General features: G+C 73.2%; 17 protein-coding genes. 9 read left to right on the forward strand and 8 right to left on the reverse strand.

Features of this window, described 5'->3' with window-relative positions:
- Window positions 1-119 precede the first annotated feature (119 nt).
- The 4 genes from ACGFW6_RS13735 to ACGFW6_RS13750 all read left to right on the forward strand — a co-directional run bounded on the left by ACGFW6_RS13735 (window position 120) and on the right by ACGFW6_RS13750 (window position 4,730).
- The gene (locus tag ACGFW6_RS13735; protein WP_393507929.1) at window positions 120-1,538 is read left to right on the forward strand and encodes an HtaA domain-containing protein; all 1,419 of its coding nucleotides are present in this window, start codon (window positions 120-122) and stop codon (window positions 1,536-1,538) included.
- A gap of 73 nt (window positions 1,539-1,611) precedes the next feature.
- Window positions 1,612-3,147 (forward strand): HtaA domain-containing protein, encoded by a 1,536-nt coding sequence (locus ACGFW6_RS13740; RefSeq protein ID WP_393507931.1) that lies wholly within the window; start codon window positions 1,612-1,614, stop codon window positions 3,145-3,147.
- A 74-nt stretch (window positions 3,148-3,221) separates the two neighbouring features.
- Window positions 3,222-3,866: a PhzF family phenazine biosynthesis protein gene (locus tag ACGFW6_RS13745; RefSeq protein WP_393507933.1), complete on the forward strand. Its 645-nt coding sequence runs from the start codon at window positions 3,222-3,224 to the stop codon at window positions 3,864-3,866.
- A 69-nt stretch (window positions 3,867-3,935) separates the two neighbouring features.
- The gene (locus ACGFW6_RS13750) at window positions 3,936-4,730 is read left to right on the forward strand and encodes a hypothetical protein (protein WP_393507935.1); all 795 of its coding nucleotides are present in this window, start codon (window positions 3,936-3,938) and stop codon (window positions 4,728-4,730) included.
- A 10-nt stretch (window positions 4,731-4,740) separates the two neighbouring features.
- On the opposite strand, the gene ACGFW6_RS13755 is transcribed toward ACGFW6_RS13750, so the two are convergent.
- The gene (locus tag ACGFW6_RS13755; RefSeq protein WP_393507936.1) at window positions 4,741-5,388 is read right to left on the reverse strand and encodes a heme oxygenase (biliverdin-producing); all 648 of its coding nucleotides are present in this window, start codon (window positions 5,386-5,388) and stop codon (window positions 4,741-4,743) included.
- A 124-nt stretch (window positions 5,389-5,512) separates the two neighbouring features.
- On the reverse strand, window positions 5,513-6,370 hold the full coding sequence (gene map / locus ACGFW6_RS13760; protein ID WP_393507938.1) for a type I methionyl aminopeptidase: 858 nt from the start codon (window positions 6,368-6,370) through the stop codon (window positions 5,513-5,515).
- A gap of 69 nt (window positions 6,371-6,439) precedes the next feature.
- Between map and ACGFW6_RS13765 the strand changes: the two genes are divergently transcribed.
- Window positions 6,440-6,670, forward strand: a complete 231-nt coding sequence (locus tag ACGFW6_RS13765; protein ID WP_393507939.1) for a hypothetical protein — start codon at window positions 6,440-6,442, stop codon at window positions 6,668-6,670.
- 10 nt (window positions 6,671-6,680) lie between these two features.
- Here ACGFW6_RS13765 and ACGFW6_RS13770 read toward each other — a convergent pair whose 3' ends face one another.
- The gene (locus tag ACGFW6_RS13770; RefSeq protein WP_393507941.1) at window positions 6,681-8,015 is read right to left on the reverse strand and encodes an MFS transporter; all 1,335 of its coding nucleotides are present in this window, start codon (window positions 8,013-8,015) and stop codon (window positions 6,681-6,683) included.
- Between the two features lie 230 nt (window positions 8,016-8,245).
- A complete protein-coding gene (locus ACGFW6_RS13775; protein WP_393507943.1) occupies window positions 8,246-8,848 on the reverse strand; it encodes a hypothetical protein in 603 nt (200 codons plus the stop codon).
- A 132-nt stretch (window positions 8,849-8,980) separates the two neighbouring features.
- Here ACGFW6_RS13775 and ACGFW6_RS13780 point away from each other — a divergent pair, with 132 nt between their 5' ends.
- Genes ACGFW6_RS13780 through ACGFW6_RS13790 form a run of 3 tightly spaced genes read left to right on the forward strand, consistent with a single transcriptional unit; the run spans window position 8,981 to window position 11,056 of the window.
- Window positions 8,981-10,054 (forward strand): exo-alpha-sialidase, encoded by a 1,074-nt coding sequence (locus ACGFW6_RS13780; RefSeq protein ID WP_393507945.1) that lies wholly within the window; start codon window positions 8,981-8,983, stop codon window positions 10,052-10,054.
- Window positions 10,055-10,091: 37 nt separating this feature from the next.
- Complete coding sequence (gene npdG / locus ACGFW6_RS13785; RefSeq protein ID WP_393507947.1) at window positions 10,092-10,817, forward strand: NADPH-dependent F420 reductase; 726 nt, start codon at window positions 10,092-10,094, stop codon at window positions 10,815-10,817.
- A gap of 53 nt (window positions 10,818-10,870) precedes the next feature.
- Window positions 10,871-11,056 carry a hypothetical protein gene (locus ACGFW6_RS13790; protein ID WP_393507948.1) on the forward strand — a complete coding sequence of 62 codons (186 nt, stop codon included), beginning with the start codon at window positions 10,871-10,873 and terminating at the stop codon, window positions 11,054-11,056.
- A gap of 1 nt (window position 11,057) precedes the next feature.
- Here ACGFW6_RS13790 and ACGFW6_RS13795 read toward each other — a convergent pair whose 3' ends face one another.
- Window positions 11,058-11,858 carry a site-2 protease family protein gene (locus tag ACGFW6_RS13795; RefSeq protein ID WP_393507950.1) on the reverse strand — a complete coding sequence of 267 codons (801 nt, stop codon included), beginning with the start codon at window positions 11,856-11,858 and terminating at the stop codon, window positions 11,058-11,060.
- 201 nt (window positions 11,859-12,059) lie between these two features.
- Here ACGFW6_RS13795 and ACGFW6_RS13800 point away from each other — a divergent pair, with 201 nt between their 5' ends.
- Window positions 12,060-15,869 carry a BTAD domain-containing putative transcriptional regulator gene (locus ACGFW6_RS13800; protein WP_393507952.1) on the forward strand — a complete coding sequence of 1,270 codons (3,810 nt, stop codon included), beginning with the start codon at window positions 12,060-12,062 and terminating at the stop codon, window positions 15,867-15,869.
- A gap of 9 nt (window positions 15,870-15,878) precedes the next feature.
- Here the strand turns inward: ACGFW6_RS13800 and ACGFW6_RS13805 are convergent, their stop codons facing one another.
- The 3 genes from ACGFW6_RS13805 to ACGFW6_RS13815 form a co-directional block, all read right to left on the reverse strand.
- Window positions 15,879-16,709, reverse strand: a complete 831-nt coding sequence (locus tag ACGFW6_RS13805; RefSeq protein ID WP_393507954.1) for an ABC transporter permease — start codon at window positions 16,707-16,709, stop codon at window positions 15,879-15,881.
- The gene (locus tag ACGFW6_RS13810; RefSeq protein ID WP_393507956.1) at window positions 16,706-17,731 is read right to left on the reverse strand and encodes an ATP-binding cassette domain-containing protein; all 1,026 of its coding nucleotides are present in this window, start codon (window positions 17,729-17,731) and stop codon (window positions 16,706-16,708) included. Before ACGFW6_RS13810 ends, ACGFW6_RS13805 begins: the two co-directional genes overlap by 4 nt.
- 495 nt (window positions 17,732-18,226) lie before the next feature.
- Window positions 18,227-19,450 (reverse strand): MFS transporter, encoded by a 1,224-nt coding sequence (locus ACGFW6_RS13815; protein ID WP_393507958.1) that lies wholly within the window; start codon window positions 19,448-19,450, stop codon window positions 18,227-18,229.
- Window positions 19,451-19,536 lie beyond the last annotated feature (86 nt).

The raw sequence follows: 19,536 nt of genomic DNA on the forward strand, positions 1-19,536 counted from the left end.
GCGTCGCACGGTCCCGTCCGTTTCTCTCGGTCCACTGCCGTTCCAGCTGGGCAAAGCTTAGGTTAGCCTTACCTTTGTTCGCTACCGGTCGTCGTGTCCGTCGTCTCGGAGGACCTCTCATGTCTGCCCACCCACGTGCCCTGGTCGCTGTGCTGTGCGCGGCCGTCCTCGGCGCCCTGCTCCCGGCGACCGCCGCCCATGCGGCGAGCAGGACCGTGCAGGGCGGCCGGCTGGACTGGGGCGTCAAATCCTCCTTCCAGAGCTATGTCACCGGGCCCATCGCGAAGGGGAGTTACTCCCTGACCGGCGGCGCGGCGACCGTGGGCAGCGGCGGCTTCCGCTTCCATTCGGCGGCGGGGACGTACGACGGCGGCACGGGCGCCTTCCGGGCCTCCTTCTCCGGCGGCGTCCACTTCGTCGGCCACCGCACGGACGCCGGCACCTACCAGCTCGACCTCACGCTCAGCCGCCCCACCGTCCGCATCTCCGGCTCCACCGGAACCCTCCATGTGGACGTCACCAGCAAGGCGAAGGACACCGGGACGGTCACGACGTCCAGTCAGGTGCCCTTCGCCGCCCTCTCCCTGGGCGGGATCGACATGCGGGGCGGCGGCGACACGGTCGTCCTCAACAACCTCCCCGCCACGCTCACCTCCCAGGGCGCCCGGTCCTTCGCCGGGTACTACACCGCCGGGACCGCCCTCGACCCGGTGAGCCTGTCGGCGGACGTCCAGGCCGCGGCGCGTGCGAAGCCGACACCGTCGCCCACGCCGTCCGCGACCAAGTCCCCCGCGAAGAAGGAGGCTTCGGGAGACGAACTCGTGGACGGCGCCGTCGACTGGGGCGTACGCCGCACCTTCCGGGAGTACGTCACCGGCGACATCGCCAAGGGCGCGTGGGCGCTGTCGTCCGGCGCCGAGGACGGCGGCGCGCTGTTCCGGTTCCCCGACGGGCGGGGGACGTTCGAGGACGGTGACCTCCAGGCGTCCTTCAAGGGCGCGGTCCGCTTCACCGGGGCGCACGGCCTCGACCTGAGGCTGAGCGGCGTCCGCGTCACCGTCGAGAACGGCAAGGGCACGCTCTACGCCGAGGTGACCGCGGCCGGCTTCACCGGCGACAAGGTGCCCCTGGTCACCTTCACGGCCAAGGGCCTGAAGGCCGAGGGCGGCCTGGCGAGGATCACAGAGGCACCCGCGAAACTCACCGCCGAGGGCGCCAGGGCGTTCGGCGGCATGTACCGGGCGGGCACCGACATGGACCCCGTGTCCCTGGCCGTCGCCACCACCGCCGACGCCGAACTGCCCGCCCTGCCCGACCTGGGCAGCACCCCCACGCCGAGCGCGTCGCCGACGCGGGCCGAGCCGGCCGCCGCACCGGTCGCGAGCACCTCCGACGACGACGGCGTGCCCGTCCTGCCCATCGGCCTCGCGGCCGGATCCCTGCTGCTGGCCGCCGCGGCCCTCGCGTTCGTCGCCGTGCGCAGGCGCCGTGCGCGGCCGGCCGCCGCGGCGGGCGCCCCCACGTCCGACGAGGACTGACCCCATGCCCCGTCCGCCGGGCCGCGACCGGCCCGGGCGGACCACCCACCCATCGCAAGGAGAACCCCCGCCCATGTCCACCACCGACCGCAGACGCCGTCCCGTCGTCCTCGCCGCCGCTGTCGCCACCGCGGCCGCCCTGGGTGCCACCGCGCTCGCCACCCTCGGCGCCGGTCCCGCCTCGGCGGCCGAAGTCCCGCTCAGCGGCTACGAGTTGACCTGGGGCATCAAGCAGTCCTACCGCACCTATGTGACCGGCATGGCGGCCGGCACCTTCACCGCGACGGACGGTGCCTCGCAGGCCGCGGACAACGGCGCCTTCACCTTCACCGGCGGCGCGGGCACCTACGACTCCACCGCCCACACCGTCGACCTCGGCTTCCAGGGCAGCCTGCGGATCGTCTCCCAGGCACACGGCTTCGACATCACGCTGTCCGACGTGCGGTTCGACAGCGCGGCCGCCGAGATCACCGCCGACGTCACCAAGTCCGGTACGACCACGCAGGACGTGCCGCTCGCCGACGTCACCGTGACCCGCGCGATGACCGACATGACGACCAAGCTGACCAAGGAGGCCGCGGACACCCTCGGCAGCCCGGGCTACGAGGGCGCGGCGGGGGACCCGTTGACGGTGGTCCAGAAGACCGCGCCCCCGTCCTCGACGCCGACACCGACGGCCACCCCCACCCAGTCACCGTCGCCGACGCCGAGCCCGACCGCGACGGCCACGGAGTCGGCGACCCCGACCGCCACCGCGACGGAGTCCGCCTCGCCCTCCACGAGCGCCACCCCTTCCGAGCCCGCCCCCGACGCCCCGGCCCGCGGCGACATAGCCGACGGCACGCTCGGCTGGGGCGTCAAGCAGTCCTTCCGCGCGTACGTCGTGGGCGGTGTGGCGAACGGCGAGATCACGACGTCGGGCGGCGCCTCGCAGGCCGCGGACAACGGGGTCTTCACCTTCACCGACGCGACGGGGGAGTACGACACCGACGCCGACACCCTCGCCGCGAGCTTCAAGGGCGCCGTCACCTTCCAGGGCCACAAGGGCCAGGGCGAGGGCGGCGGTTACGGCCTCGACCTCACCCTGACCAACCTCCGCGCGACCCTCGACGAGGGCGAAGGCGAACTCACCGCCGACGTCACCAGCCTCGGCGAGAAGACCGAGGACGTGGTCCTCGCCGACCTGGCGGCGGAGGGGTCCGACCTGAAGGCGCAGGACGACGTCATCACGGCCGACGACGTGACGGCCACCCTCACCGACGCCGGCGCGAAGGCGTTCGGCGGCTTCTACACCGCCGGCACCGCACTCGACCCGGTCGACCTGGCGGTGGCCCTGACGGCGGACGCCGAACTGCCGGACGACGGCGGCTCGACCGGCGGTGGTTCGACCGGCGGCGGCTCGGCGTCCGGCGGTTCGACCGGCGGCTCTTCCGGCACGGCGGGCTCGACGACCGGCGGCACGGGCTCGACCACCGGCGGTGTCACGGGCGGCCTGGCCGGCACCGGTTCCGACGTGCCGGTGGCCGCGCTGGGCACGGCGGCCGCGGTCACGGTGGCGGCCGGCGCGGGCGTGGTCCTCATGATGCGCAGGCGGCGTACCGAGGCGTAGGACTGCCGCCCCCTGAACAGGGGACACTCCCGGGGCCGGCACTGCCGGCCCCGGGCAAGTGCTTCAATTCCCACGTGACTGACTACGACGTCCTCCGGGTCTTCTGCGGGCCGACCGGCGGATACGGCAACGAACTCGGCGTCGTCCGTGAGGGTTCCGTGCTGCCGGACCCCGCGGAACGACAGGCCTTCGCGGCGAAGCTCGCCTTCAGCGAGACCGTGTTCGTGGACGACCCCGAGCGCGGGGTCATCGACATCTACACGCCCTCCGTACGGCTGCCCTTCGCCGGGTACCCGTGCGTCGGCACGGCCTGGCTGCTCGACGTGCCCGAACTCGTCACGCCCGCCGGAGTGGTCGGCGCCCGGATCGACGGGGAGTTCTGCTGGATCGAGGCCCGGCCGGAGTGGGCGCTGCCGCGCACCCTGCGGCAGTACGGCAGCGCCGCCGAGGTCGACGCTCTCGCCGTACCCCCGGCGGGGGAGTGGATCTACGCCTGGGCGTGGGAGGACGAGGCCGCCGGGCGGGTGCGGGCGCGGGGGTTCCCCGGGCGGGGCGACGGCGTCGCCGAGGACGAGGCGACCGGCGCCGCGGCCATCCAGCTCACCCACCGGCTCGGCCGCGCGCTCAACATCACCCAGGGCGCCGGTTCCCAGCTGCTGACGGCGCCTCAGCCCGGCGACCGGGTCGAGCTCGGCGGCCGGGTGGTCCTGGAGCACTGACACCTGGTGCGGGCCGCCGGATGCGGTCACACTGGGCCCGTTGGCGGGGCGGGCACAGGGGGGCATCCGGTGCGGACCGTGATCGTGCTGCTGGTCGTCGTGGCGGGCGGGCTGCTGTTCTGGCTGCTTCGCTATCCGTGCGTGCCGGGCAGAGCGCGCTACACCTTCTCGCTCGGCGCCGCGGAGCGCGCCGCGCGACGGTCGCTCTCCGAGGCCCGCGGGGAACGGCGGGCCGCGTACGACAAGGCCCGCCAGAGCGAGGCGGACGCGGAACGACGCTGGTCGGAGAGGGTCGCGCCGTTCCGGCGACGCGTACGGGAGTTACAGGCGGCACGCGCGGCGCTGCCGAAACCCGGCCAGGGACAGGCGGTGCGGCCGAAGCGGTGGCTGCCGCCGCTGGAACTCCACGAGCACGTCCTGCTGTTCGTGAAGAAGAACGAGGCGTCCGAGGGCGCCGCCCGGCCTTCCGTCGAGGAGCGGCTGCCGCTGGCCGGTGTCGCCGTCGAGTTCGGTCACACCCGCGACAACGTCCACATCCGGGTGACCCGCCCCGACGGCACCTCCCGGAGCGAGCACTACCCGCAGGACCGCGAGGTCGCCGTGTACGACCTGGTCGAGGAGATCCGCAACCAGGTGCTGCGGCACAAGGAGTTCCTGCGCCGGCTGGAGGCCCGGGAGGCCGAGCTGGTCGCGGAGGTCAAGCGGGCCGAGGCCGATCTGGCGCGGGCGGGGGAGGCGGGCCGGCCCGAGCTCGACACGATCAGGGAGGCCGCGCGCACCCGCCGGGCCCGCGCCGACGCCGTGCTGCGTGCCGCCCGCGACGGCTGGAAGACGGACGCGGGCGGTCTGCGGCCCTGGCGATGAGGGCGCCGGCTCACGCCGACAGCGGGAACTCCTCGCCCAGGGCCCGGAACACCGCCGTGTTCAGCGCGAAGGCCCGCTTGCACTCCGCGACGATCCGCTGCTTCTCCAGGTCGTCCGCGCGCACCTCGTCCAGCAGCTCCCGGTAACTCCGCTTGAACGCGGCCGGGTTGGAGATCTCTTCGAAGACGTAGAACCGGACCCCGTCGCCCTTGCGGGCGAAGCCCCACGTCTTCTCGGCCTTGTCGCGGATGATCTGGCCGCCGGAGAGGTCGCCGAGGTAACGGGTGTAGTGGTGGGCGATGTAGCCGGCCGGCCACGCGTCGGCGCACTCCCGCACCCGGTCTGCGTAGGCACGGGTGGCCGGCAGGGCGGACACCCGCGAGCGCCACTCGGGGCCCCGCAGATGCGCCAGGTCCCGCTCCAGCGACGCCAGCCGGAACAGCTCCGGCCGGATGAAGGGACCGGCCACCTGATCCGACGCCAGTCGCCCGGCACCGGCCTCCAGTGCCTCGTAGACGAACCACAGCTGCTCGGTGTACCGCGCGTACGCGTCCACGCCCAGCCGGCCGCCGAGCAGGTCGCTCATGAACGTCGAGGTCTCCGCCTGCACGTGCTCTTCGTGGGAGGCGGTGCGGATGACTGTCGAGAAGGAGTCCATGCGAGTATTTTCTGAGGTTAGGCTTACCTAAGTCAATAGGTTTGCCGACGTCATGTCGGTAAAAGCGTACCGAGAAAACCCGCCCTCCGCAGAGGACGGGTTTCCGGCGGTCCGTGGGGGACGGCTACGGCAGCGTGAGGATCTCCGTGCCGGTCTCCGTCACCACGAGCGTGTGCTCGAACTGCGCGGTGCGCCTGCGGTCCTTCGTCACGACCGTCCAGCCGTCGTCCCACATGTCGTACTCGTGCGTGCCGAGCGTCAGCATCGGCTCGATGGTGAACGTCATCCCGGGCTGGATGACCGTCGTCGCGTGCGGGCTGTCGTAGTGCGGGATGATCAGGCCCGAGTGGAACGACGAGTTGATGCCGTGGCCGGTGAAGTCACGGACCACGCCGTAGCCGAAGCGCTTGGCGTACGACTCGATCACGCGGCCGATGACGTTGATCTGACGCCCCGGCCGGACCGCCTTGATCGCCCGGTTCAGGGACTCGCGGGTGCGCTCCACCAGCAGGCGGCTCTCCTCGTCCACGTCACCCACCAGGTACGTGGCGTTGTTGTCGCCGTGCACCCCGCCGATGTACGCCGTCACGTCGAGGTTGATGATGTCGCCGTCGCGCAGCACCGTCGAGTCCGGGATGCCGTGGCAGATGACCTCGTTGAGGCTGGTGCACAGCGACTTCGGGAAGCCGCGGTAGCCGAGCGTGGAGGGGTAGGCGCCGTGGTCGCACATGTACTCGTGCGCCACCTTGTCCAACTCGTCCGTGGTCACGCCGGGCGCGATCAGCTTCGCCGCCTCGGCCATGGCCCGCGCGGCGATACGGCCGGCGACCCGCATCGCCTCGACGGTCTCCGGGGTCTGCACCTCCGGACCCTTGTACGGGGTCGGCGCGGGCTTGCCGACGTACTCGGGCCGGCGGATGTTTCCGGGTACGGAACGGGTGGGAGACAGCTCCCCTGGTACGAGCAGCGACTGGCCAGACATGCCAGCGAGTCTAAGACAGCGGCCATGGGGGACCATGACCATGGCGATCTCAGGCGAAAGGAGCGGGTCATGGCCCTGTTCAAGAAGCGCACGGCCGGCAAGCCCGGCGAGTGGTACTACTGCCTCGTCCACAAGAAGGTCGAGGAGGGTCCGGAGTGCCCGGCCAAGGACCGCTTCGGGCCGTACACCACCCGGGCCGAGGCCCAGCAGGCGATGGACCTGGCGCGCGAACGCAACCTGGAGTGGGAGAACGACCCCAGGTGGCACGACGCCCCGACGAGCCCCACGGACGAGAACTGATCCCGGCCGGTCAGCCCTCCGCCGGCGCCGTCGCGGGCGCCGGCGGGGCTGCCGCCGTCCTTCGCTGCTCCCGCAGCCGTACCGCGTGCTCGTTCGTGCGCGCGTCGTACGTCATCAGCTTCGGCAGGCACAGCGCCAGCAGCCCCACCGCGCCCACGCACAGCAGCCCGCCCGACCAGACGGACGTCCGTACGCCCTTCCAGGCGGCGACACCGCCCGTGTAGGTCTGGCCGAGCTGCGGGCCCACCGAGTACGACAGCAGTTCGATCCCGGCGAGCCGGCCGCGCAGCTCGTCCGGGATCGTCTGGTTCCACATCACCCCGCGGAAGACACCGCTGACCATGTCGGCGGCGCCGCCGAGCGCCAGGAACAGCAGCACCAGCCAGACGTTCGGCGAGACACCGGCCGCCGCGACGGCCACGCCCCACAGCGCCGCCGCCAGCACCACGGCCTGCCCGTGCCGGTGCACCCGCGAGGTCCAGCCGCTGGTCAGGCTCACCACCATCGCGCCGGCCGGCATCGCGGCGTACATCAACCCCAGCGACCAGGGCGCGTTCAGCTCGTCCGCGAGGAACGGCAGCACGGCGAGCGGCAGCGCGAACAGCATCGCCGCGATGTCGACGACATACGTGCCGAGCAGCTCCTTGCGGCTCCAGGCGTACCGGGCGCCCTCGGCGATGGCCTTCAGGGACGGCTTCGCGGCCTCGTGGGAGGCGGGGGAGGGGGCCAGGCCGACGGCCAGGGCGACGGAGACGACGAACGTCACCAGGTCCGCGCCGTACGCCCAGCCGAGCCCCGCGTACGCGACGACCACGCCGGCCAGGGCGGGACCCGCGACACCGCCGACCTGCCAGCGCAGCGCGTTGAGGGAAGCGGCGGCCGGCAGGTGGTCGTGGGCGACGATCCGGGGCAACAGGGCGTCCAGGGCGGGGCGTTGGACCGACACGAGGGCGGAGGACAGGGCGGCGACGACGTACAGCGGCCAGATCGCCGGGGTCGGCAGCAGCGCGTTGACCAGCAGCGCCGCGCTCAGCACTGCTTGGCCGGCCTCCGTCCACAGGATCAGCTTCCGCTTGTCCAGCGCGTCGGCGAGCGCGCCGCCGTACAGACCGAACACGATCAGCGGCACCAGCTCCACGGCCCCGATCGCACCCACCGCCGCCGCGGACCCGGTGAGTTCCTTGATCTGCACGGGCAGCGCGACGAACGTCAGGAAGCTGCCGAAGGTCGTCACCAGCCCCGCCAGCCACAGCCGCCGGAAGTCGGCGGAGGCCCGCCAGGGCGCGAGATCGGGGAGCACGGAGCGCAGGCGGGAGCGTGGCGCAGGGGTGGGGGAGTCGGTCACGAGAGGTCATGCTCGGGTCGGATAGGTGGCGAGTGCAACCGGATTTCGAGTGCCGTCCGGCCGACGTGACGGCAACGCCCTTTCAGGGGCGCGGGATCCAGCCGACGCGACGGCGGCACCCCTCAGGGGCGCGGGGCCGTATCGATGTGCGGCTCCGCCGCGTGGGCGCGACCAGCCCCCGACGACCCATGGCCGCCCGACGGCAGGAGCCACCCCTCCCATCGGCGCTCTCACCAGCGCGGCGGTGGCGGTGCCGTCAACGACTCCGCCAGCCTCGACAACCGGTCCCGGAACCGCCGCCGCCCCCGCCCCGAGGGCACCGTGTTCTCGCCCGCCGCCGCGCTCACCAGGTGCTGCACGGTGTCCAGGTCCAGCTCCGCCCCCTCGGGCACGACCAGCCGCTCATGGGCCATGGTCGTCAGCTCGCCCTCGCCGGTGCCGAGCGCCAGCACGGTCGCCCCCGCCACCCGCGCGTCGTGCACCCGCTCCAGCAGCGGCGCGCCCGGCCCGTCCGGCGACACCACCAGCAGCGTCTCGCCCCGCCGGGCCGCCGCGAGCCGCCCGAGACCGACCGCGAGATGGGCCGGATCCGAGGCGCGCGCGTCATGCCGTACGAGAGTGGGCGCCAGCTCCGGCGTCCCCGACCACGCGGCCTCGTCGGCCAGATGCGCCGCCAGATGCCACGGCTCGTACTCCCGCGTGCCCACCAGCAGCAGCCCGCCCCCGTGCGCCACCGCCGACGCCCGCAGCGCTCCCGCGAACCGCCGGGTCGCCCCCAACCACTCCGTTCCGGCGAGCACTTCGCGCAGCAACGCGACACGTACGGCATCCATGCGACCGCATCCTGCCGCAACCGACCACTCGTGACCCGGAGTTCACCACGAATTCGCCCGACCTGGGCACAGGCATTCGTTATCCCGCTCAACCACCTGCCGTGGTGGTACCGGCCGTCCGAGGAGCCCCCCATGACAGAGACCAGCGTCCCGTTCCGCGCCGGCCAGGAGGGCTACGCGAGTTTCCGCATCCCGGCCGTCGTCGCCACCCCCACCGGCACCCTCCTCGCCTTCTGCGAGGGCCGGGTCAACTCCGCCGCCGACCACGGGCACATCGACATCGTGCTCAAACGCTCCACGGACGGCGGCCGCACCTGGGGTCCGCTCGCGGTGGTCGCCGACAACAACTGGCACCTCGCCGGCAACCCCGCCCCCGTCGTCCTGGACACCGGCCGCGTCCTGCTTGTCTACATCCGCAACCACGCCACCGCCACCGAGGCGGGCATCCTGCGCGGCGAGGTCGGCGCCGCCGAGGGCCGCCGGATCTGGGTGCGGCACAGCGACGACGAGGGCGTCACCTGGTCGAGCTCGAAGGAGATCACCGCGCAGGTGAAGAGGGAGGGCTGGCGGTGGTACGCCACCACGCCCGGTCACGCGATCCAGCTCGCCACCGGCCGGGTCGTCGTCGCCGCCAACCACACGATCCCGCCGGCCGGCGACGACATCGGCACCGAGGCCCGGTACAACAGCGGCCACTGCCTGCTCAGCGACGACCGCGGCGCCACCTGGAGCATCGGGTACGTCGACGAGAACACCGACGGCTACATCAACGTCAACGAGACCACCGCCGCCGAACTCCCCGACGGCCGCGTCTACTTCAACACCCGCAACGACTCCGTCTCCCCCGGCAACCGCGCCGACGCCTACTCCGCGGACGGCGGCACGAGTCTGGTCAAGCCCTTCCGCCCGCAGGCCGGCCTCGTCGCCCCCATCTGCCAGGGCAGCGTCCTCCAGCTCCGCGACCCCGACGTGCTCCTGTTCTCCGGCCCCGCCGACGCCGGCGCGCGCGCCCTGATGACGATCCGCGCCTCCACCGACCACGGCGTCACCTGGCGGTCCGCCCACCCGGTGGACGGGCTGCCCGCCGCGTACTCGGATCTGGTCCGGATCGACGAGGACACGGTCGGACTCCTCTACGAGACCGGCGACTTCGGCCCGTACGAGAGCATCACCTTCCGCCGGGTGCCCGTGAACCGGCTCACCTGACCCGTCGGCGCGGTCCGCGCAGACGTAAAGTCGGCCCATGACCTCTACCGACAGTGCACAGCAGCCCGCCGACGCACCCGCGAAGGCCCCGGCCAAGGACCCCTGGGACCTCCCGGACGTCTCCGGGCTCGTCGTCGGCGTGCTCGGCGGGACCGGGCCGCAGGGCAAGGGCCTGGCCTACCGGCTCGCCCGGGCCGGCCAGAAGGTGATCATCGGCTCGCGGGCCGCCGAGCGCGCCCGGTCGGCCGCCGAGGAGCTCGGGCACGGCATCGAGGGCGCCGACAACGCCGAGTGCGCGCGCCGCAGCGACATCGTGATCGTCGCCGTGCCGTGGGAGGGCCACGGCAAGACCCTGGAGGCGCTGCGCGAGGACCTCGTCGGCAAGCTGGTCGTCGACTGCGTCAACCCGCTCGGCTTCGACAAGAAGGGCGCCTACGCCCTCAAGCCGGAGGAGGGCAGCGCCGCCGAGCAGGCCGCCGCCCTGCTGCCGGACTCCCGGGTGACGGCCGCCTTCCACCATCTGTCGGCGGTCCTGCTGGAGGACCCGGAGATCGACGAGATCGACACCGACGTCATGGTGCTCGGCGAGGTCCGCGCCGACGTGGAGATCGTCCAGGCGCTGGCCGGGCGGATCCCCGGCATGCGCGGCATCTTCGCGGGGCGGCTGCGAGGCGCCCACCAGGTGGAGGCGCTGGTCGCGAACCTGATCTCGGTGAACCGCCGCTACAAGGCGCACGCGGGGCTCCGCGTCACGGACGTATGAGCCGATGGGGGACACTGTCCGGGTAGCAGTGTCCCCCGAAGGAGCCGAGTGAAATGCCCCGCCTTGGTGTCTATGCCCTGATCGTCTGTGTGCTGGCCGTGGTGGCGGCCGTGGTCGCCTTCGCGCAGGGCAGCTGGCTCGGGATCGTGTGGGTGCTGCTCGCCGGGCTGTCGTCGAACATGACCTGGTACTACCTCAAGCGCGCCCGGGACGAGCGGCGCGGCTCCGCCGCCGGCTGAGTCAGCCGGCGACCGAGCAGAGCTCGTTGGAGCCCTGCCAGAAGCGGAACAGGTCGTAGCCGCAGTAGGTGTCGAAGTCGCTGATGCCGAGGCCGCGCAGCACGGTGTCGATCATCTCGAAGAACGCGCTGTTGACCGACGGCACCCACAGCAGCGCGAACACGAACAGCAGGCCGAACGGGGCGAACGGCTCCACCTGGCGCTTGACGTTGTGCGACAGCCAGGGCTCGATCACGCCGTACCCGTCCAGGCCCGGGACCGGCAGGAAGTTCAGGATCGCGGCCGTGACCTGGAGCAGCGCGAGGAAGGCGAGCGCGAAGCGGAAGTCCCGCGGGACGCCGTCGAGCGCGCCCAGCCAGAACGGGGCGGTGCACACCACGGCGAACAGCACGTTCGTCAGCGGGCCGGCCGCCGAGATCAGACTGTGCCGCCAGCGGCCCCGGATCCGGCCGCGCTCGATGAAGACGGCACCGCCCGGCAGACCGATACCGCCCATGATCACGAAGATGACCGGGAGCACGATGCTGAGCAGGGCGTGCGTGTACTTCAGCGGGTTGAGCGTGAGGTAGCCCTTCGAGCCGACCGAGATGTCGCCGCTGTGCAGGGCGGTACGCGCGTGTGCGTACTCGTGCAGACACAGCGACACGATCCAGGCCGCCGTCACGAACAGGAACACGGCCACCCCGGGCTGCTCGGCGAACCCGGTCCAGGTGGCCCAGCCCGTCACGGCGGTGACGGCCAGGATCCCGACGAAGACGGGGCTGATCCGCCGCTCGCTGCGGCGGCTGAGGGCGGTGGTCATGGGGCTCCCTGAGCTCTTGTGCACGCGGGACCGCGTGGGGACCTGCCCGACCGTACCGGGCGTACGCGGAAAACGTCTCGCGCGGGGGCGGTGGTTCCGGAGAGGGTGGAGCCAAACTGTCCGCCCGCGCCACTCCCGCTCCGTCCGGCCGCCGCGCCCCGGACCCCAACCCTGTGACCGTCCCCCAGCCCACCAGAGACAATGGACCCCGTGCGCTATCGCATTCTCGGCACCACCCAGGCACTCCGCCCCGACGGCCGGCCCGTTCCGGTCGGCGGGGCGCGGCTGCGTGCCCTGCTCACCGTGCTGGCGCTGCGCGTCGGGCGGACCGTGCCCGTGGGGCTGCTGGTCGACGAGGTATGGGGCGGGGAGCCGCCCGCCGACGCCACGGGGGCCCTCCAGGCGCTGGTGGGCCGGCTGCGGCGGGCCCTCGGCGCCGACGCCGTGCTCTCCGTGGACGGCGGCTACCGGCTCGCCGCCGCGCCCGACGACATCGACCTCCACCGCTTCGAGCGGCTCGTCGGCGAAGGCACCCGCGCGCTGGCCGACGGCGACCCCGCCAAGGCGGCCGGCGTCCTCGACGACGCCCTCGCCCTGTGGCACGGCCCCGCCCTCGCCGACCTCCCCGACCGCACCGCGGAGGCGGCCCGCCGGGAGACCCGGCGCGTGGACGCCCTGCGCGCCCGCCACACCGCGGCCCTCGCCCTCGGCCAGGCCGAGCAGTCGCTGCCCGAGCTGACCGCCCTGTGCGACGCCCACCCCCTGGACGAGCCCCTCCAGGCCCTGCGCCTGCGCGCCCTGCGCGACGCGGGCCGCACGGCGGAGGCCCTGGCCGCCTACGAGGACGTACGCCGCCTCCTGGCATCCCGCCTCGGCTCGGACCCGGGACCGGAACTGCGTTCCCTCCACTCGGAGTTGCTCAGCCCGGACCGACCCGCGCAGCGACCGGTAAGGGAGAGCCGCACCGCCCGCACGGAGTCCCGCGAGACGCAGGCGCCGGGGCTCTGGACGGATCTCGGCGGGCCCGCCGACCCGGACGCCCGCGGCAGCTCGGGGCAGCCGTGTGGTGGGGACTCCCGGGCGCCCTCGGATGCCCGGGAGGAACCCGGAGCGGGCCGGACCGTCGAGCCCGGCGCCCCCGCTCGGACAGGCTCGGGCAAGGCGCGGGGATCCGGGTCCTGGAGCGGACCCGCTGCGCCGGTCGACCCCCGTGGTCCCGCTCGCGTCGGCGACGGACGGCTACAGGCACCCGGGTCCCCCTCCGAGTCCCGCCCGCCCGTCGGCCCAGGATCCCGCCCGCCCGTCGGCCCCGGTGCCCGGGCACTCGCCGCGGACCGGGAAGGGCAGCCTCCCGGATCCCGGAGGCCCGCTCCCGGTGAACCCCGGGCCACGGGCGCCGCTCCAGCCCGTCCCCCGCACGCTCGGACCCGGGCGGGCGAGGCCGACCGTGTCGCCGGCGGTCCGCAGGATGCCGCCGGCCCGGATGGCACGGCCACGGCGTTCCCGCCGGCCGGCAACCTCCGCGCCCGCCTCACCTCCTTCGTCGGACGCGAGCCCGACATCGAGGCCATCCGCGGCGACCTGACCGCGGCCCGGCTCGTCACCCTGCTCGGCCCCGGCGGCGCCGGGAAGACGCGGCTGTCGCAGGAGGCCGCCGAGCGGGTGCGGGACGGCGCCCCGGACGGGGTGTGGCTGGCCGAGCTGGCGCCGGTCGACGACCCCGAGGCCGTACCGGAGGCCGTGCTCACCGCCCTCGGCGCCCGCGAGACCGTGCTGTACGGCGCCGGAGCCGAGGCCATGCGGGCCGGCACCGACCGCCACGACGACCCGGTCGACCGCCTCGCCGAGCACTGCGCCAAACGCCGCATGGTGCTGATCCTCGACAACTGCGAGCACGTCGTCGAGGCCGCCGCGCGCCTCGTGGAAGAGCTGCTGGAGCGCTGCCCCGAGCTGACGGTGCTCGCCACCAGCCGTGAACCCCTCGGCGTACCGGGTGAGTTGCTGCGCCCTGTCGAGCCGCTGCCCGAGCCCTTCGCGCTCCGCCTGCTCGCCGACCGGGGAGCGGCCGCCCGCCCGGGCTTCCGGATCGCGGACGACCCGGAGGGGTGCGCGGAGATCTGCCGGCGCCTCGACGGCCTGCCCCTGGCCATCGAGCTCGCCGCCGCCCGCCTGCGCATGCTCACACCGCGCCAGATCGCCGACCGGCTCGACGACCGCTTCCGGCTGCTCACCTCCGGCAGCCGTACCGTCCTGCCCCGCCAGCAGACACTGCGTGCCGTCGTCGACTGGTCCTGGGAACTGCTCGACGAGGACGAACGCGAGGTGCTGCGCCGGCTGTCGGTCTTCGCGGGCGGCTGCGACCTCGCCGCCGCCGAGGCCGTCTGCGGACCCGCCGCCCTGGAGGCACTCGGCTCGCTCGTCGACAAGTCCCTGGTGGTGGCGGCCGCGCCGGGCGACGCGGGGATGCGCTACCGGCTCCTGGAGACCGTCGCCGAGTACGCGGCCGAACGGCTCGACGAGACCGGCCGGCGGGCGGAGGCCGAGCGCGCACAACTGACGTACTACCGCGAACTCGCCCGCACCACCGAGCCGTTGCTGCGCGGCGCCGGCCAGCTCGCCGCGATCCGCCGACTGGAGCGCGAGAGCGAGAACATCCGTGCCGCCCTGCACTACGCCGTCGCCGTGCGCGACGAACAGGAAGCGCTGTGCCTGGTGCTGTCGATGGGCTGGTACTGGCAGATGCGCGACCTGCGGATCGTCGCCCGCAACTGGTCGCGCGAGGTGCACCACCTGGGCCCCGATCCCTTCGCCGGACCGGCCCGCCCCGCCGAACCCCTGTGGGAGCGCTGCACCGACTCCCCGCCGCCCTGGACGGGCCCCGTCCTGGACGAGGCGCGCCGCGGAGTGCACCTCATCCACCTCGCCTGTATGGACACCGAACTGGAGGCCTGGCAGACGCCCGAGGCGCAGACCAAGCTGCGGATCGTCGCCGAGACGTACCGGCCCGGCCTCCCGCAGGCCTGTCACAGTCCCGGCTCCCTGTGGTTCTTCGCCGTCATGCTCACCGGCGACATGGACCGGCTGCGGACGATCGTCGACGCCGCGGTCGACACCTGCCGCAGCGTGCCCGCGTACGAGTGGGACCTCGCCGCCAACCTCCAGATGCGGGCCAACCTGCTGGCCAACCGCACCGACTGGGCGGGCGACGCCATCCGCGACGCCGACGAGTCGCTGGAGATCTACCAGCGCCTGGGCGACCTGTGGGGCACCGCCGAGGCGTACTCGGCACGGGCCGAGGCCCATGAGCGCAGGGGCGCGTACCTGAAGGCCGCCGCCGACTACGAGGCGGGGATCGACCACGCCGACCGGCTGGGCGCCCGCGCCCAGGTGGGCGTGCTCAGCGCCCGGCTCGGCAGCGCCCTGATCGAGGCGGGCCAGGGCGAGCGGGGCGAACGTCTGCTGCGCGCGGTCATCGACCAGGACGGCGGCGCGAGCGAGCACGCGATGCCCTTCGCCCGGCTCATCCTCGCCGGTTGGCTCAGCATGACCGGCCGGGTCCCCGAGGCACGGGAGCAGATCAGGCTGCTGCGCGAAGAGTTCAAGATCGCCCACTTCATCGTCTTCGACGCCTTCATCCTCGGCTCCGAGGCCTGGCTGGACGCCCTCGAGGGCCGCTACCAGGAGTCCCTGGAGACGATCAGGAAGGCGCTGGAACGCGCCGAGGACCCGCTCGCCGCCGCCATCGCCCCCCAGATGCGGTCCGCGTATCTGACCACCGCCGCGTACGCCCTCGCCCGGGTCGACGGCGGTGGCCGCGCCGCCGACGCCGCCCGCTGCCTGGGCGCCGCCGACGCGTTGCAGCCGCACCGGCACGTCCCCTCGTGCCAGGAGCGCGAGGTGTACCAGCGGGCGGTGGAGCGCACGCGCGCGGCGCTCGGTGACACCGCCTTCGAGTCGGTGTACGCGGAAGGCGGCGGACTCTCCCCCCAGGAGGCCGCCGCCCTCGTCTGACCCGCGGGGTCAGCTCTTCGTGCGGAACTTGTGGATGGCCACCGGCGCCATGACCGCCGTGATGACCACCGACCAGCCGAGCGTCACCCACAGATCGTGCGCGACCGGCCCGCCCACCATCAGGCCGCGCGAGGCGTCCGCGAGGGTGGACAGCGGGTTGTAGTCGGTGAAGCCCTGCAGCCAGCCCGGCATCGAGTCCGTCGGCGCGAAGATCGACGAGCCGAACTGGAGCGGGAACAGCACCAGGAAGCCCATCGCCTGCACGGACTGCGCGCTCTTCATGATCACGCCCAGGGTGAGGAACACCCACATGATCGACGAGGCGAACGCCGTGGACAGCGCCACGGTCGCGAACAGGCCCGGCCAGCTGGTGATGTCGAAGCCGACCAGGACGGCGACGATCATCAGTACGGCGGTGGCGAACAGCATCCGCAGCAGCTCCACGGAGATCTTCGCGAAGAGCACCGAGCCGCGCCCGATGGGCAGGGACCGGAAGCGGTCCATGACACCGGAGTTGAAGTCCTGGCTGAAGCCGGTGCCGACGCCCTGGGAGAGCGTCATGCTCATCATCGCGATCATGCCGGGGATCACGTACTGCACGTACTGGTCCTGACCGCCGCCCAGCGCCTGCCCGATCGAGCCGCCGAAGACGAACACGAACAGCAGGGTGAAGATGACCGGCATCAGCAGCGCGTCGGCCATCGACTCCGGGTCCTGCCGGATCCACAGCAGGTTGCGGCGCACGAGCGCGCCGGTGTGCCGCAGATGCCCGCGCAGCGGGATACGGGCGTCGTCCTTGAGCGGAGCACTGGTCACGGGTGTGGTGGTGGCGGCGCTCATACGGCGACCTCCTCGCGGTCGTCGGCGGGCACGGTGTCCTGCGGGGCACTGGCGCGGTGGCCGGTGAGGGACAGGAACACCTCGTCGAGGCTGGGCAGTTCGGTGGTGATGGAGGCGAGCGTGACGCCGCGGGCGGTGACGGCACCGACGACGGCGGTCAGCTGCTCGTCGCTGAGGATCGGGATCAGCAGGGTGCCGCCGGTGGTGTCCACGGTGGTGGCCGCGAGCCCGGTGATGCCGAGGCCGTCGAGGTATCCGGCGAGCGGGCGCAGCTGGAGCGGGTCGACCGGGCGGACCCTGAGGGTGCGCCCGCCCACCTTGGCCTTGAGCTCCTCGATGCCGCCGCCGGCGACGACCTTGCCCCGGTCGACGACGGTCAGCTCGGAGGCGAGCTGCTCGGCCTCCTCCATGTACTGGGTGGTCAGCAGCACGGTCACGCCGTCCCCGACCATGGCCTTGACCTCGTCCCACACCTCGTTGCGGGTGCGCGGGTCGAGCCCTGTCGTCGGCTCGTCGAGGAACAGCACGGCCGGCCGTCCGATCATGGAGGCGGCCAGGTCGAGCCGCCGTCGCATACCGCCGGAGTAGGTGGAGGCGGGCCGCTTCGCCGCGTCCGTCAGGGAGAACCGCTCCAGCAGCTCGTCGGCGCGCTTGCGTGCCTCCTTGCGGGGCAGGTCGAGCAGCCGCCCGATCAGATACAGGTTCTCCCACCCGGGGAGCTTCTCGTCCACGGAGGCGTACTGCCCGGTCAGCCCGATCACCCGGCGCAGCTGCCGCGGCTGGCGCACCACGTCGTATCCGACGACGGTCGCCTGCCCGGCGTCCGGCGCCAGCAGTGTCGACAGGATCCGCACCAGGGTGGTCTTACCCGCCCCGTTCGGTCCCAGCACCCCCATGACGGTGCCCTCACGTACTTCCAGGTCCACACCGTCCAGAGCCTTGGTCTCGCCGTAGTGCTTGACCAACCCCCGTACGGAGACGGCGCTGGCCGCGCCGCCCGGCTTCATGTCGATTCGCGTCATGGCAACGACGGTGCCAGCCCACACCGACAAACCACCGACAGCCCGCCGACAAGACCGACAGAGCCCCTACGGACAGCACCCCAAAGACCCCGAAAGGGCCCGACGGGCCCTGAGGGACCCGCGAAGGGGCGCGGGGAACTGCGCGACCGGCCACGACGGCGCATCAGCCGCCCGACGCCACACCCCGGCAAACCGTAGTCGCACCGCCCGCCGCCGGGCGCAGCCCTAACGTCCCCGACGGGCCCTGAGGCCCTTGAAGGGGCGCGGGGAACTGCGCGACCGGCCACGACGGCGCAGCAGCCGCCCGACGCCACGCCACGCCAAACCGCGGCCGCACTGCCCGCCCCGGGCGTAGCCCTAACGTCCCCGACGGGCCCTGAGGGGCCCATGAAGGGGCGCGGGGAACTGCGCGACCGGCCACGACGGCGCAGCAGCCGACCGACGCCATTCCGCCAGCAAACCGCCGCCGCACCCCCCGGCCCCCAGGCGCAACCCTCAGTGCCGAACCGTTTCTGCCGACTGCGGAACACGCCCCGCGACCACCCGCTCCCGCCCCCCGAGAGGAGCAACCCGCCGCCGGTCCACGGCATACGCGACCGCCGCGACACCGATTCCCAGCACAGCCAGCGCGGCGCCCGCCAGCGCCGGTGACGTGACCCCGAAGCCGGCCGCGAGCGCCAGGCCACCGATCCACGCACCGCCCGCGTTCGCGAGATTGAAGGCGGCCTGGTTGGCCGACGACGCCAGCGACGGAGCCGACGACGCCTTCTCCATCACCATGAGGTTCAGGGGAGAACCGGTCACGAACGCCGCCATGCCGAGCAGGGCGACCGCCAGGGCCGCGCTCCACGCCGTGGACATCAGCAGCGGGAACAGCGCCAGCACCGCGGCCAGCGAGATCAGGCCCCCGAACAGCGTCTTGCGCATCGCGTGGTCCGCCAGCCGCCCGCCCAGCAGGTTGCCGATCGTCGCGCCCACGCCGAACAGCGCCAGCAGCAGCGTCACGCTGGCGTCGGCGTACCCGGCGGCGCCGGTCAGCATCGGCGTGATGTAGCTGTACGCGGCGAAGAGCGCGCCGAAGCCCGCGACCGTCGTTCCCAGGGCCAGCCACACCGGCACCGAGCGCAGGGCGGCCAGCTCGCCGCGCAGCCCGGCGGCCGGGGCGGCGTCCGGCCGCGCGCGGGGGATCAGCAGCGCCAGCGACGCCATCGCCGCCAGGCCGATCGCGCTCACGCCAAGGAAGGTGGCCCGCCAGCCCAGGTGCTGCCCCATGAGCGTGCCGGCCGGCACGCCCGCGATGTTGGCCACCGTCAGGCCGAGGAACATCAGCGACACGGAGCGGGCCTTGCGCTCCGGCGCGACCATGCCCGTCGCCACCACCGCGCCGACGCCGAAGAAGGCGCCGTGCGGCAGGCCGCTCACGAAGCGGGCGGCCACCAGCCAGTCGTAGTCCGGCGCGAACGCCGACAGGGCGTTGCCCGCGACGAACAGGGCCATGAGGCCGATCAGGACGGTGCGGCGCGGCAGCCGCGCCGTGAGCGCCGCCAGCAGCGGGGCGCCGATGACGACGCCGAGCGCGTAGGCCGAGACCAGATGACCGGCGGTGGGGATCGAGATGTCCAGGTCGCCCGCGACTTCGGGCAGCAGGCCCATCATCACGAACTCGGTCGTACCGATACCGAACGCGCCCACGGCGAGCGCGAGCAGGGCCAGGGGCATGAAGGGCCGTTGCCTTTCGGGGTGTCGAGAGCGGTGTTCCATGACTTCGTATGTTCAAGTACGGAACAAAGTCTCTCAGGCCCAGC

The organism is Streptomyces sp. Y7, assembly GCF_043195415.1.
In the GTDB taxonomy this organism is placed as follows: domain Bacteria; phylum Actinomycetota; class Actinomycetes; order Streptomycetales; family Streptomycetaceae; genus Streptomyces.

What these genes read in the sequence shown, in the direction of transcription:
- ACGFW6_RS13795 (WP_393507950.1), bottom strand. Translation starts at nt 11,858, where the DNA reads ATGACCACCGCCCTCAGCCGCCGCAGCGAGCGGCGGATCAGCCCCGTC.
- ACGFW6_RS13810 (WP_393507956.1), bottom strand. Translation starts at nt 17,731, where the DNA reads ATGACGCGAATCGACATGAAGCCGGGCGGCGCGGCCAGCGCCGTCTCC.
- ACGFW6_RS13815 (WP_393507958.1), bottom strand. Translation starts at nt 19,450, where the DNA reads ATGCCCCTGGCCCTGCTCGCGCTCGCCGTGGGCGCGTTCGGTATCGGT.
- ACGFW6_RS13735 (WP_393507929.1), top strand. Translation starts at nt 120, where the DNA reads ATGTCTGCCCACCCACGTGCCCTGGTCGCTGTGCTGTGCGCGGCCGTC.
- ACGFW6_RS13740 (WP_393507931.1), top strand. Translation starts at nt 1,612, where the DNA reads ATGTCCACCACCGACCGCAGACGCCGTCCCGTCGTCCTCGCCGCCGCT.
- npdG (WP_393507947.1), top strand. Translation starts at nt 10,092, where the DNA reads ATGACCTCTACCGACAGTGCACAGCAGCCCGCCGACGCACCCGCGAAG.
- ACGFW6_RS13800 (WP_393507952.1), top strand. Translation starts at nt 12,060, where the DNA reads ATGGACCCCGTGCGCTATCGCATTCTCGGCACCACCCAGGCACTCCGC.
- map (WP_393507938.1), bottom strand. Translation starts at nt 6,370, where the DNA reads ATGTCTGGCCAGTCGCTGCTCGTACCAGGGGAGCTGTCTCCCACCCGT.
- ACGFW6_RS13805 (WP_393507954.1), bottom strand. Translation starts at nt 16,709, where the DNA reads ATGAGCGCCGCCACCACCACACCCGTGACCAGTGCTCCGCTCAAGGAC.
- ACGFW6_RS13765 (WP_393507939.1), top strand. Translation starts at nt 6,440, where the DNA reads ATGGCCCTGTTCAAGAAGCGCACGGCCGGCAAGCCCGGCGAGTGGTAC.
- ACGFW6_RS13780 (WP_393507945.1), top strand. Translation starts at nt 8,981, where the DNA reads ATGACAGAGACCAGCGTCCCGTTCCGCGCCGGCCAGGAGGGCTACGCG.
- ACGFW6_RS13775 (WP_393507943.1), bottom strand. Translation starts at nt 8,848, where the DNA reads ATGGATGCCGTACGTGTCGCGTTGCTGCGCGAAGTGCTCGCCGGAACG.
- ACGFW6_RS13790 (WP_393507948.1), top strand. Translation starts at nt 10,871, where the DNA reads ATGCCCCGCCTTGGTGTCTATGCCCTGATCGTCTGTGTGCTGGCCGTG.
- ACGFW6_RS13755 (WP_393507936.1), bottom strand. Translation starts at nt 5,388, where the DNA reads ATGGACTCCTTCTCGACAGTCATCCGCACCGCCTCCCACGAAGAGCAC.